The sequence below is a fragment of the Pseudomonas sp. FP2254 genome (assembly GCF_030687695.1).
Lineage (GTDB): Bacteria > Pseudomonadota > Gammaproteobacteria > Pseudomonadales > Pseudomonadaceae > Aquipseudomonas > Aquipseudomonas quebecensis.
In genome coordinates this window covers 2,972,848-2,986,092 of sequence record NZ_CP117444.1, presented here as the reverse complement: position 1 = coordinate 2,986,092, position 13,245 = coordinate 2,972,848, and the positions used below count along the sequence as shown (strand labels likewise).

The 13,245-nt window shown below is 64.7% G+C and carries 10 protein-coding genes; all 10 read right to left on the bottom strand.

The window, feature by feature from the left end:
* Positions 1 to 118: 118 nt before the first annotated feature.
* A complete protein-coding gene (locus PSH94_RS13735) occupies positions 119 to 880 on the bottom strand; it encodes a PIG-L deacetylase family protein (protein ID WP_266249597.1) in 762 nt (253 codons plus the stop codon).
* Positions 881 to 1,033: 153 nt separating this feature from the next.
* The gene (locus tag PSH94_RS13730) at positions 1,034 to 1,717 is read right to left on the bottom strand and encodes a glycosyltransferase family 2 protein (RefSeq protein ID WP_181077824.1); all 684 of its coding nucleotides are present in this window, start codon (positions 1,715 to 1,717) and stop codon (positions 1,034 to 1,036) included.
* On the bottom strand, positions 1,714 to 2,313 hold the full coding sequence (locus PSH94_RS13725) for an SAM-dependent methyltransferase (RefSeq protein ID WP_181077822.1): 600 nt from the start codon (positions 2,311 to 2,313) through the stop codon (positions 1,714 to 1,716). The genes PSH94_RS13730 and PSH94_RS13725 overlap by 4 nt, the downstream gene beginning before the upstream one ends.
* Complete coding sequence (locus PSH94_RS13720) at positions 2,310 to 3,068, bottom strand: PIG-L deacetylase family protein (protein WP_305434806.1); 759 nt, start codon at positions 3,066 to 3,068, stop codon at positions 2,310 to 2,312. Before PSH94_RS13720 ends, PSH94_RS13725 begins: the two co-directional genes overlap by 4 nt.
* Positions 3,065 to 4,063: an acyl-CoA dehydrogenase family protein gene (locus PSH94_RS13715; RefSeq protein ID WP_305434804.1), complete on the bottom strand. Its 999-nt coding sequence runs from the start codon at positions 4,061 to 4,063 to the stop codon at positions 3,065 to 3,067. Before PSH94_RS13715 ends, PSH94_RS13720 begins: the two co-directional genes overlap by 4 nt.
* A gap of 1 nt (position 4,064) precedes the next feature.
* The gene (gene glgX, locus PSH94_RS13710; RefSeq protein ID WP_181077816.1) at positions 4,065 to 6,224 is read right to left on the bottom strand and encodes a glycogen debranching protein GlgX; all 2,160 of its coding nucleotides are present in this window, start codon (positions 6,222 to 6,224) and stop codon (positions 4,065 to 4,067) included.
* A gap of 134 nt (positions 6,225 to 6,358) precedes the next feature.
* The gene (locus tag PSH94_RS13705) at positions 6,359 to 6,625 is read right to left on the bottom strand and encodes a DUF2934 domain-containing protein (protein WP_181077814.1); all 267 of its coding nucleotides are present in this window, start codon (positions 6,623 to 6,625) and stop codon (positions 6,359 to 6,361) included.
* A gap of 24 nt (positions 6,626 to 6,649) precedes the next feature.
* Positions 6,650 to 9,406: a malto-oligosyltrehalose synthase gene (locus tag PSH94_RS13700; protein ID WP_305434803.1), complete on the bottom strand. Its 2,757-nt coding sequence runs from the start codon at positions 9,404 to 9,406 to the stop codon at positions 6,650 to 6,652.
* Positions 9,403 to 11,487 (bottom strand): 4-alpha-glucanotransferase, encoded by a 2,085-nt coding sequence (malQ, locus tag PSH94_RS13695; RefSeq protein WP_305434802.1) that lies wholly within the window; start codon positions 11,485 to 11,487, stop codon positions 9,403 to 9,405. Before malQ ends, PSH94_RS13700 begins: the two co-directional genes overlap by 4 nt.
* Positions 11,484 to 13,229: a malto-oligosyltrehalose trehalohydrolase gene (gene treZ / locus PSH94_RS13690; protein ID WP_305434800.1), complete on the bottom strand. Its 1,746-nt coding sequence runs from the start codon at positions 13,227 to 13,229 to the stop codon at positions 11,484 to 11,486. The genes malQ and treZ overlap by 4 nt, the downstream gene beginning before the upstream one ends.
* Positions 13,230 to 13,245 lie beyond the last annotated feature (16 nt).

Below are 13,245 nucleotides of genomic sequence, written 5' to 3'. Positions count from 1 at the left end.
CCAATGCAGGGAGTTGGCATGGCTTTCTCGACTGCACCTGAAGGGGTACAGCGCTTTTTCAACGGTAGTCAGCTTTGCAATCCCACGCTACTGTCAGAAATAACAGGTACAGACGAGCTTAGATCAATACGATTTCATACGGCTCGCGCATGCGCTCCAGCAGCACGTGGGCAAGGATCGGCGCCAGGCCGATCTCCGGATCGCCGGCCAGTTGGCTGGCATAAGCGTGTACCGCGTGAAGCTTGCGCGCCACGCTCCAGGTGTCGAGGCGAACTTTGCGCGCCCTCGGCCAAGGCACTGTCGCCGCCTGGCGGACCGGGCCGTGCCAGGCCCATACCGGCAATTCATACAGCCGTGCGCGTATCAGCTCGCAGGCCGTGGCCGTGGCGCGGCCGACGGCGTCGTGGTCACGGTTGCCATCGTTGCACCAGGTCGTGAACACCACGTCGCCAGGGTGCAGGTAGCGCGCGATGAATTGGCTCAGCTGCGGTTCGCGGCCCGCCAGCGCGTTGTCGCAGAAACCGCCGCGAATCCACTTCAGGCTGTGCAACGGCATGCCCAGGCGCCGCAGCGCTTCGGCGCTTTCCTGCGGGCGCACCACGCTCAGGCGGCTCGCCGGCCAGACCAGGGAGCCTGGGTGGCTGGCGCTGCCGTCGGTGATGGAGATCAGTTGCAGAGGGTGTTCCAGTTGACTGAACAGTTGCAGCAGGCCCCCGCATGCGAGCACTTCGTCGCCAGGGTGGGGCGCAACCACCACCACGCGCGCACCGGACGGTACCAGGGCGGTGGGGGCGACAAGGGGGATTTGCGCCAGTTGCGGCGCACTGTTCCAGATTTGGGCGGGGCCGCGACGGCCTTCGCTCAGCGAGGCAGGCTTCATGGGTGTCACATCCTTGTCGAGTGAGACGCGGTCGTACCCCGTTGACGGGACGACTCTCTTATAGTCACCACGGACTCCGCCGTGATGGGTGCATGGCAATTCAACCCTGAATTACCAGCAAGGCGTCCTCAGCATAGACAAGGATCCCGCGCTTTACCGTGGCGCCACGGCGTTTTTTTCAGCGCCGGCCAACAGACTTTTCAAGTAATCGCCAAAACCGCCCGTGGCTCGGGCTTCCAGGCGTGCGCTGGTGATCACCTGCGGACGATGGCTCCAGGCAATCGATGCGCCGCAGCGCTCCAGGTCACGCACCAGTTGCACATCTTCATGGCAGGCCAAGGGCTCAAAGCCACCGGCACGGATGTAGGCGTCGGCGCTCACGCCCAGGTTGGCGCCGTGGATATGCCGATGACCGTCACGCGCTTCGTAGCCCTGGTGGTAGCGGATCTGCGCGGCGGGGTCGAACCCTTCGCTCCAGCCGTCTACCGTGACGGTTCCGCACACCGCATCGGCTTCCAGCGCCAACTGTGCCACCAGCCAGTCCGGGGCCACGCGGCTGTCGGCATCGGTGCAGGCGATCCAGCGCGCGCCCAGGTCCAGCAGATGCCGCGCGCCGACGCCCCGGGCGTGCCCGACATTGCGTGCCTGAACTTCCAGGCACTGCACCGGGTAGGCCTGGACAATCGCGGCGCTGCCATCGCTGCAACTGTCGAGCATGACCAGGATCTGCACCGTTTCGCCCAGCAGATCGGGGTGACGGGCCGCTTTCAGCGCGGCGTCCAGGCACTCGGCCAACAGCGCTTGTTCGTTGTGCGCCGGAATCAGAATGCCGATCATCGCAGGCCCTCAAGGGTGGCGACCGAGGTGCCGTCGCGGCTCCACAGGTCAAGGAGAAAGTCGTGGTCGTGATGGCTGGCGATACGCGGCATGCCCAGCCGCGCTTCCAGCAGGGCATGCACCTGCTCGGCGGTTTGCGGGCAACCCTCGATGGGCGGGCGCCAGTGGCAGGCCAGGATCTGCCCATCGGCGCTCAGGCAGGCGAGGGCGCGCTCGATCAGGCGGCCCAGGTCGTCGGCGTCCAGGTAATAGCACAGCTCGCTGAGCACAATCAGCTCGTACTGGCCGGCAGGCCACTGCGCGGGCAATCGACTCTGGCGCACCTGTGCATGGGGGCAGCCCAACAGCCGCGTGCGCGCCAGAGCTACCGCCGCCGCCGCAGTGTCACAGCACAGCAGGCGATCGCAGCGCGCTGCCAGTTCAACGCTCAACTCGCCATTGGCGCAGCCGGGCTCGAAGATCGACGCGTAGCGTGGCTTGGTCAGCAGCGCCAGGGTCAGGGCGCGTTTACGCCGCTCGTACCAGCGCTGGCGAAAAGCCCAGGGGTCATCGTTTTCAGCGAACAATTGGTCGAAATAAGGTGTAGCCACACTCATACGAATACCACTTCAAAAGGTTGCAGCAGGCGCTCCACCACATACCGCGCCAGCACCGGCGGCAGGCCGATCTGCGGGTCGCCTTCCAGTTGGCTGGCGAATGCGTGGATGGCGTGGCGCTTGCGAGCCACCGCTTCACAGGTGAGGGGGATCTTGCGCGCACGATGCCACGGCACCATACGGTCCTCCGCGGTTGCCCAGTGCCAGGTCCACACCGGCAGTTCATACAGTCGCGCGCCAGTCGCTTCGGCGGCCCGCGCGCTGGCACGGCCGACGGCTTCGTGGTCGCAATGGCCGTCTTCGCGCCAAGTGGTGAACAGCACGTCGGTGGGTTTCACATAACGCTGAATAAACTCGGCCAACTCGTCCTCGCGCGCCGCCACTTGGCTGTCGCTGAACCCTGCGCGCAACCATTTGAGACTGTGCAGCGGCACGCCCAGGCGATGCAGGGCCTGCGCCGACTCCTGCGGGCGCACCACGCTCAGGCGCTCCACCGGCCAGCGCTGGGAACCGGGGTGGCTGGCACTGCCGTCGGTGACCGAAATCAATAGGATGGGCCGCTCCAGCGCCGCCAGGCCTTGCAACAGGCCGCCGCAGCCGAGCACTTCGTCATCGGGGTGGGGCGCGATAATCACCGCGCGATGCCCCTCGGGAACCAACGCTTCGACGCTGATGGTAGCCAGCGCCGCCATGCGCGGTGAGGTCTGCCAATGCTGCAGCGGCGTGCCCTGGCCGACGATAGGATTGGCTTTCATAGCTGCCACCTGCCTGTGGGTTGGGCGGCGACCCATTCGCCCAGGGCGGCCAGGTCGCGTTCGGCGTGGCTCTGACGGATGTAGACCGGCAGGTCGGCCATCAACTGCGCCACGTGTGGGTCCTGGCAGTACGGCCCGGCCCCCACGGCGCGGCCGACATGCCGCATCACCTGTTCGACGCTGTCTTCGATGCAGGCGCGTGCGCGCCGGGCCAATTCCCTGGCATCGGCGCCGGGCTCGCGGTCGATGCATTCGGCCGCCGCGCGCAATACACAGGCGGCGGCGTGCAACGCACTGTCCACCGCGCCCAAGTGCGCCAAGGCATGGGGCTCGGCGCGCCGGGCGCAGTGCTGTTGCAGCACCTGGCCCAGGCGTTGGGCCGCGCCGTACCAGCACGCCGCGATGCCGACTCCGCCTTGCCAGAAACCGGGGCGGGCAAGGTAGTCACCGGGACCGCCCACCGCCATAGCGCCGGCATTGTCGAAGATCACCTCGACACTGCCGGTGGCGGCCATGCCCACCGCGTGCCAGCCTTCATGGGTGACGCTTACGCCCGGTTGTTGCATAGGCACCGCCACCAATTGCTGGCGGCCTTGCTCATCCCAGGCGGTCAATAAACCATGACTGACCACCGCCGCGCCGGAGCACCAGGCTTTACGCCCGTGCACCCGCAAACGATGGCCGTCGTGTTGAACGTGCACCTTGGCCGTGGGCGGCTCGGCGGCCCATGTGCCCCAGGTACTTCCCCGGGGCGGTGACGGGCTGTCGAGTTCGGCCATGATTGCCAAGGCATCGGTGTGGCCTTCAAACAACTTGCACAGGCGCAAGTCGTGTCCGGCCACGACGGCCAGCGCCCTGAATCGCTCCAGGGTGCGGCCGCTGCCGGGCAGGGGCAGTTGATCCGCCCCCTGCGCCACCAGGGCGCTCAGCGCTGTGCCGAGCGCCTCAGTGTCCGCATAGCTGCGGTAGCCGTGAAGGCTTCCCTGCCAGGCCATTTCACACCTCGTCGTCGCGCTGCAATTCGAACAGCAGGAGTGAGCGGCCTGTCACGGCGTACTCGTGATCGAAGTCAAAGCGCTCTTGGGCCTTGATCGCCGTGTCGTTGGTGTCCAGCAGGCACGTCCAGAACTCGCCTTCGGGCACCGGTGGCAGACGGAAATTGACCATGTCGTGGTGGGCGTTGACCACCAGCAACAAGGTGGCGTCGGCACCGGCACGGCGAATCCCGGTTTCCTGAGCGCGGCCGTCCATCAGCATGCCCAGGCAACGGCCGTTGCTGTCCTGCCACTGCTCAGTGCTCATTTCGTTGCCGTCCGGCGCGAGCCAGGTGACGTCTTTCACGCCGATGTCTTCGTTGTAATCGCCCACCAGGAAGCGGCCACGACGCAGGATCGGGTAGGCCAGGCGCAGTTTGATCAAGCGCTTGACGAACTTGAGCAGGGCTTTGCCGTCGTCATCCAGGTCCCAGTTGACCCAGCCAATCTCACTGTCCTGGCAATAGGCGTTGTTATTTCCGTGCTGGGTGCGGGCGAATTCGTCACCGGCGACGATCATCGGCGTGCCTTGGGCCAGCAGCAGAGTGGCGAAAAAGTTACGCATCTGGCGCAGGCGCAGGGCGTTGATTTCCGGATCGTCGGTAGGGCCTTCGACACCGTGGTTCCAGGACAGATTGTTATTGCTGCCGTCCTGATTGTTTTCGTCGTTGGCTTCGTTGTGCTTATCGTTGTACGACACCAGGTCGTGCAAGGTGAAACCGTCGTGGGCGGTGATGAAGTTCACCGAGCTGTACGGCCGGCGCCCACGGTGGTTGAACATCTCGCCGGAGGCGGTCATGCGCCCGGCGAAGTCCGCCAGTTGGCCGTCATCGCCTTTCCAGAAAGCACGCACGGTGTCGCGGAAGCGGTCGTTCCATTCCACCCAGCCCGGCGGGAAGTTGCCCACCTGATAGCCGCCGGGGCCGCAGTCCCAGGGTTCGGCGATCATTTTCAGCTGGCGCAGGACCGGGTCCTGGCGGCAGGCCACAAGGAAACTGTGGCGCTCGTCGAAGCCGTCGCGATAACGCCCGAGGATGGTGGCCAGGTCAAAACGGAAACCGTCCACGTGCATTTCCGTGGCCCAGTAGCGCAGGGAGTCCGTGACCATTTGCAGCACGCACGGGTGGCTCAGGTCCAGGGTGTTGCCGGTGCCGGAGTCATTGATGTAGAAGCGCTTGTCATCGGGCATCAGGCGATAGTAAGAGGCGTTGTCGATGCCGCGCATGGACAGGGTCGGGCCTCGTTCATTGCCTTCGGCGGTGTGGTTGTAGACTACGTCCAGAATCACTTCCAGCTTCTGTTCGTGCAGATGGGCGACCATCTCCTTGAACTCGGCAATCTTGCCGCTGGCCAGGTAGCGCGGGTCCGGGGCGAAGAACGCGATGCTGTTATAGCCCCAGTAGTTGGTCATGCCTTTTTCCAGCAGGTGCTGGTCGTTGACAAAGGCATGCACCGGCAACAGTTCCACTGAGGAAACCCCTAACTGGCGAATGTGCTTGAGCACATCGTCTTCCATCAGGCCGGCGCAGGTGCCGCGCACCGATTCGCCTACGGACGGGTGACGCATGCTGATGCCGCGCAGGTGGGTTTCGTAAATGATCGTGCGATCCCACGGCACGCGCACCGGTTGGTCGTTGCCCCAGGTGTGGGCGGGGTCGATGACCTTGCACTTGGGCACGAATGGCGCGCTGTCGCGTTCGTCGAAGCTGAGGTCGTCATCGGGGTGGCCGATGGTGTAGCCGAACAGCGCTTCGGACCATTTGAGTTCGCCCACCAGTTGCTTGGCATAGGGGTCGATCAGCAATTTGTGATGGTTGAAACGGTGGCCGTTGGCTGGATCGTAAGGGCCGTATACGCGGTAGCCGTAAATCAGCCCGGGGTGGGCGTCGGGCAGGTAACCGTGGAAGATTTCATCGGTGTATTCCGGCAGCTCGATGCGCTCCAGTTCCACTTCACCGCTGTCGTCGAACAGGCACAGTTCGACCTTGGTGGCGTTGGCCGAGAACAGTGCAAAGTTGACGCCCAGGCCGTCCCACGTAGCGCCGAGGGGGAAGGGCAAACCTTCACGAATCCGCGACGGCTCATTGCCCGGCGTCGATGGGGTTTTATCCGGTTTGCTCATGGTGTTGCTCCTGGAAGGGGTCTTTTTTCGGGCCGAGTGCGGCCGTGCTGACAAAGTTTCAGCGAATACGGTAGAGAGTGAAGATGAACTCCCACCGACTGGGTCGGCAGGAGGGTCGGGCATCGATAGGCTGGTTAAGGCTTGGGCTTTTTCGCTGCCGCAGGTTTCTTTGCCGCGGGGGCGGCGGGCTTACTGGCGGCCGCGGCAGGCTTGGGTTTGGGCGCCGGCTTGGCGGTGGCCTTGGGCTTGGCCGCAGGCTTGGGTTTGCTGGGCGTCAAGGCTTCGGATTCGGCCAGCTTGCGCGCCATCTCCCAGTGACGCGCGTCCTCACCGTGGGGCTTGCCCTCGGACTCCCAGATCTGATGCGCCAATTCGCGGATGCGTTTGTCTTCAGTACTCATCGCAATGCTCCTCACAGAAAATATTCAGCTTTCTTGATCATCAGAATTAATAAAGACATTGACCGGGAATTCCCCCAGCGCAGTGCTGATCAACAGCTCCTTGTCTGGTGTGACTGCGCCTGTCTGAAAAAGTCCCTTCCAGTTTTGCGTTGACGCGGCGAACGGTAATTTCACCCGGGTATCGCCCCAAACCTGCGCAGGGATCAGCGGCTGCACACTGTTTTCAAGCAGCGCGTGGGACCAGCGTGGGACCAGCACCACCAGCTGTTTGCCCTGATGCTCGCGGCTGAACGCAACCACCCGTTCGGCATGCTGACCGACCACTTCCAGGGGCGTGTAGCTGCCCTGGCGGAACAGCTCCGGATGGGCATTGCGCAGGCCCAGCACCTGGCTGATCAGCGCCTGCTTGATAGGCCCTTCATGCCAGCTGGACAGCAGTTGATCGGTGCCCGGCGAGGCATTCAGCGCCTGTTGCCGTGCAGTGAAATCCACCGGGCGACGGTTGTCCGGGTCCACCAGGCTGAAGTCCCAGAACTCCGCGCCCTGGTACAGGTCCGGCACACCCGGCACGGTCATGCGAAGCAAGGTTTGCGCCAGGCTGTTCAAGGCGCCGGCCGGGGCGATCGCCTGGGCGGCGGCGCCAATCGCGGTGCGCAACGGCCGACCGGCATCGGTCAATAACAGGCGCGAGAGGAACGCCTCGACCGCTTGTTCATAGGCTTCGTTGGGCGCGCTCCAACTGCTTTGCAACTTGGCTTCGCGCAGGGCTTTCTGTTGCCACTGCCAGAGGCGTTGCTGGTAGGTCTCCAGCGATGCGCCTGGGTCCAGGTCCAGCGGCCAACTGCCCACCAGCACTTGGTAAAGAATCAGCTCATCACCGGCCGACGGCGCGCTGGCGTCATCGCGCAGCGGCGCGGCCAGGTTGCGCCACTCTTCAACTTGGGCCACGTACCACGGCGCGCATTCGCTCAGCACCGCCAGGCGCGCCCGGGTGTCTTCGCCGCGTTTGTGGTCGTGGGTCGCGGTGGCCAGCAGATTGTCCGGGAACGCCTGCAGGCGCTGCTGGTTGACCTGATGGAAGTCGGCCAGCGGCGCACTGAATTGCTCGGTACTGAAGCCCACATCGTTGCGCGACAGCAGCACCGCCGAGCGATAGAACGCGGTGTCTTCCACCGCCTTGGCGGCGGCCGGCGAAGTCAGTTGCTGGAAGCGAACGCAGGCATGCTTGAGGATCTTGCGTTCACGCCCCACGGGGCGGTTACGCCACGGCTGGCCACCGAGCCATTTTTCCAAATGATCGAGCACCGGCCAGTCGCCCTCGCTCAAGGTGCTGCGCGCGCCGTCCATGGCTTGCTGGAACACCTTGTCGTCTGCGGCGCTGCGGCCGCGAGCGCTGATGTAGGTGCGGTACACCGGGAAGTGCACGATCAACTCCTGCAACGCTCGGCGGATGGCGCCCAGGGTCAGGTCGCGGGTCATTACGTCGTCGCGCGCTACCTGCAGCAGCGCCTGGGCCACGCTTTCGAAATCGCCGCCCAGGGAGCCGTTCAGAATCTGCTGGCGCGCCAGGCGAGCCTCTTCGATAAAGGCCGAAGGCCGTTCACTCAGGCGCGTCCACTGCTCGGCCAGCGGCTCGAAGCCCTCGGGCTGGTGCTGCAGCAAGGACAGCTGGTTCATGAACTCGTAACCGGTGGTGCCGTCCACTTGCCAGTCTTCACGCAGGGTTTCGCCTTCGCCGAGGATCTTCTCGACAAAGATCGGCAGGTGCCGCTCGGGGGACAACGTGTCGACCCGACGCCGCAGCTTGCGGCAATAACCGCGTGGGTCGGCCAGGCCGTCGATATGGTCGATGCGCAGGCCGTCCACCAGGCCTTCGCTGATCAGTTCGAAAATCTTGCCGTGCGTGGCTTCGAACACCGCGCTGCGCTCCACGCGCAGGCCACCCAGCTCATTCACGTCGAAAAAGCGCCGCCAGTTGATATCGTCCGCCGCCGTGCGCCAGCTGGCAAGGCGATAGGCTTGCTGCTCCAACAATTGATGCAGGCGTTCAAAGCCTTCCGCCTGGCGCCCGTCGAACTGGGCCAAGCGCTGCTCGATGGCCGGCAGCACCTCGGTGGCCCGCTCGGCCAGGGCCTGTTTGAGCCACGCGGCTTCGGCGTAGGCATCGTCCTGGTAGGCGAGTGCGGCAAAACGGTCCGCCAGCGGTTTGAGCGGTTCGTCGGTGCCCAGAATCAGCGCGTAATCCCGTGGGCAGATCGGGAAGCGATGCTCGTAATGCTCGACGTAGAACGTTCCGTGGTCGGCATCGAAATGCAGCGTCAAGGTACCGCTCTGCAAGGCTTCGCCGTAGTCGCTGCCCAGGAACGGCATCAGCAATTGGCCTTTGAGCAGCGGGTCGGGAGAGTGCCACTGGATATCGAAGAACTCGCTGTAGGGGCTCAAGCGGCCCCATTCCAGCAGGTCCAGCCACCAAGGGTTGTCGGCGCCACCCACGGCCATGTGGTTAGAGACGATATCCAGGATCAGGCCCATGTCGTGCTCACGCAGGGCCGCGACCAGACGGCGCAGCGCGTCCTCACCGCCCAGTTCGGGGTTGACCCGCGTCGGGTCGACGACGTCGTAGCCGTGCATGGAACCGGCGCGCGCGCTGAGCAGTGGCGAGGCGTACAAATGGCTGATGCCCAGTTGGGCGAAATACGGCACCAGCGGTACCGCGTCGTCCAGGGTGAAACCTTTATGGAATTGCAGGCGCTGAGTGGCGCGCAGGGGCAGTGCTTTCATCGGTCACGCTCGTAGGCTTGGTTACGCGCGACGGCCAGCAGTTCCAGGCGGCGCGCGGCGCCGGCGTTGTCGAGCAGGCTTGCGGCCTCGCCCGGCAGGCGGCGGCGCCAATTGGGATGGGTGTCGGTGGTGCCGGGGAGATTGGCCTGTTCTTCAATACCCAGGGCATCCTCCAGGGGCAGCAGCACCAGCGGCGCACGGGTGTGGCCCAGGTAGCGCACGCTGGCGTCGATCATGTGGTCGGTCTCGTTGCGAATCTCATCGACAAAGTTCTGCGGGTCCTGGCTCAAGGCCTGGCGCAGCGCCTGGCGTTCGCGCAGGCGGTGTTCGCTCCATTGCTCCACGGTCGGCGCGTCGATCAGGCCAAGCTGGATATTCCAGTCGATGTCGCGGCTGTGCCACCAACCGTTGAGGGTCGGCAGGTCGTGGGTGCTGGTGGTGGCGAGGGCGTTGTCGGGCCAGTCGAGGATCGGCTTGAACTGGCCGTCATGGCCTTGCTCGAACAGCAGCACGCGCATACCGAGTATGGAACGGCCGATAAGTTTTTCGCGCAGCCCGTCGGGCACCGTGCCGAGGTCTTCACCGAGCACAATGGCCTGGTGACGGTGGGACTCCAGCGCCAGCAGGCGCAGCATGTCGTCCACCGGGTAATACAAGTACGCGCCTTCCTTGGGCGAGGCGTCCATGGGGATCACCCACAGGCGTTGCAAGCCCATCACGTGATCGATGCGCAGCCCGCCGGCATGGGCGAAGTTGGCGCGCAGCATCTCGATAAAGGCGCGAAAACCGTGGCGCTTGAGGCCTTCGGGCGAAAACGCGGAAATGCCCCAGCCCTGGCCGGCACGGTTAAGAATGTCGGGAGGGGCGCCCACGGTGAGGTCGGCGAGCAATTCGTCCTGGCGACTCCAGGCCTGGCTGCCGCCGCCGTCGGCGCCCACTGCCAGATCGGCAATCAAGCCGACACCCATGCCGCTGCCACGCGCGGCCTGTTGAGCGCGCTCCAGGCAACGTGCAATCAGCCACTGGGTGAACGCGTAGTAGCCAATCTCGTCGCGGTGCTCGTCGGCGAATGCCGCCAGCGCCGGGCTTTGCGGGGTACGCCAGTCCTGCGGCCAGTGGCGCCAGTCCAGGCTTTCACCGGCGGCGGCGCGCATGGCCTGGACCGCTTCGAAGCGGCAATGGTTTTCCAGCGCCTCGCCACCGGCCTGGCGAAAGCTCAGGAAGTCGGCGTGCTGCGGGTGGTGACCGTGGCGGAAATCTTCATACAGCGCACGTAGCAGGCGCTGCTTGGCCTGGGCGGCGGCGGGCCAGTCGATCAGGTCGAGCTGTTCGAGATCGTGCAGCTCATCGGCAATACCCAGGGCCTCGATGGCATTGCGCACTTCGCGCTCGCCCAGAATACAGGCGGGCGAGGCGTACAGGCTGTTGAGAAACAGTCTGCTCGATGGCGAGTAGGGGCTGTAGCGTTGCGGGTCGGCGCTGAACATCGCATGCATCGGGCTGATGGCCAGGGCATCGGCGCCCCGCTCGGCGGCTGAGCGGGCCAGGTGTTCGAGGGCCAGAGTGTCACCGAAACCGCCATCGTTGAGACGCCGCAGGCCGTAGAGCTGCGCGCTGATGCCCCAGGCGCGGGCGGGGCGGCTGTCCACCGCTTCGGCCACGCTGTAGCAGTGGGCGGGGGCGACGGCCAGGGTGAAGCTCTGGTCGTTGATTTGCACCTGGTGGTAGCCCAAGGCAACGACGCCGGGCAACACCGCATCGCTATCCAGGCGCAGTTCCAGGGTTTCGCCTTGTTCCAGGTGGACGCGACACAGGGTGTCCGGCTCGAAATACCGTGCCAGGTCGAGGCCGTCGCCGCTGTCGACAGTCAGCAATGGCGGCAGGTGTTTGTCTTGCTGTGCCTGCTCCAGCTCATGCAGGCTGGCGTCGATCTCGGCGTCGTTATCGGCCGGATGACCAAGGCCTTTGAGCACCGCGCGCAGGGCGTCGGGTTGTACGCGTTGCGGGCGGCCGTTGGCGTCGATCCAATCGACGGCCAGGCCCGCGCGGCTGGCGAGGATTTCCAGTTTCGCTTCGCTCAAGGGTGTTCTCCAGCAGGGGATAGGGTCACGCGTGCGCTGTACGGCGGCAGTTGCGCGCCGTGATTGGCCGGCGTTTGGAACAGCACGTGCGGCGACGCAGGATGTGGCAACGCCGTGGCACTCAGGTTCAAGTCAATGTGCAGCACGCTGCCGTTACCCAGGCGCCAGCGTGCGCTCACGGCGCTATCGCCGAGTACGCTGGCGCCGAGCGCCACACTGCCGGGCAGGTGGGGCACGATGTGGCGGCGGCGCAGGCTCAGCAGCTCGCGGTAAAGCTGCAGGTGCGCCGCATCCGGCAGGGTCGGCTTGGACTGTTCAAAGGTCGACAGCGCATTGGGATCGGGGATGCGTTCACGTCGCTCGGGGTCGTGGAACGCGGCGAAGTCGGCGAATTCATTGCGCCGGCCTTCGCGCACGGCCTCGGCCAGCTCGCCATGGTGATCGGTGAAGAACAGAAACGGCTCGGGCGCATTGGCCTCGTCGCCCATGAACATCAACGGAATCATCGGCGACAGCAACAGCAGGGCTGTTGCGGCTTCAAGCGCTTGAGGCGAGCACAGCTGGTGCAGGCGCTCGCCGAGGGCGCGATTGCCGATCTGGTCATGGTTCTGCAGGAACGCGACAAAAGCGCTCGGTGGCAGATGCGCGCTCGGCTCTCCACGGGTGTGCCCGTGGCGGGTGGTGTCGCCCTGATAGATAAACCCTTCGCCCAGGCACCGCGCCAGCTTGGCGGTGGGGTCCTCGGCAAAGTCGCTGTAGTAGGCGTCGGTTTCGCCGGTGAGCAGCACATGCAGCACGTTGTGGAAATCGTCGTTCCACTGCGCATCGAAATCATGCTTGAGCAGGCTGGCCTGGTTCAGTTCGTTTTCCAGCATCAGCCAAACATGGCGCCCGCTGTCGACCTGCTGGCGTACGCGCTGGGCCAGTTCCTGCAGGAAACCGGGGTTGTCGATCGCGTGCACCGCGTCCAGGCGCAGGCCGTCGAAACGGTATTCGAGCAGCCACATCAGGGCGTTGTCGAGGAAGAAATCGCGCACTTCGCGGCGCTCGAAATCAATGCCCGCGCCCCAAGGGGTGTGCACGTCTTCCTGGAAGAAGCTCGCGGCATATTGGCCCAGGTAATTACCGTCGGGGCCGAAGTGGTTGTAGACCACGTCAAGAATGACCGCCAGGCCGTGTTCATGGGCGCTGTCGATCAAGTGCTTGAGCTGTTCGGGGGTGCCGTACGAGGTGTGCGGGGCATACGGCAGTACGCCGTCGTAACCCCAATTGCGTTCGCCGGGAAACTGCGCCAGGGGCATCAGTTCAATGGCGGTTACGCCCAGCTCGGCCAGGCGCGGCAGGTGTTGCTCAACAGCAGCGTAGCCACCCAGTGCGCCGACGTGCAGTTCGTAGATGACTGCCTCGTGCCAGGGCCGGCCTTGCCAGTTAGACTGACGCCAGTGGTAGGCGAGCGGGTCGACCACCAGGCTCCAGCCGTGAACGTCCGAGGCCTGGGCCCGGGACGCTGGATCGGGAACATCCCGTTCGCCGTCGATATTGAAGCGGTAGCGCGTGCCCGCCGGGCACTTGATTTCCACTTCGAACCAGCCATCCGCCTGCGACAGCATGGGGATGGATTTGCCGTCTTCCAATTCAACGCTGACATAAAACGCGTCTGGCGCCCACAAGGCGAAACGCGTGTGTTGCGCGTCCAGCATAATTGCGCCGTGGGGCCAGGTTTCCAGAGTCCGTAAAGGCATCTATAGAGACCTCCCT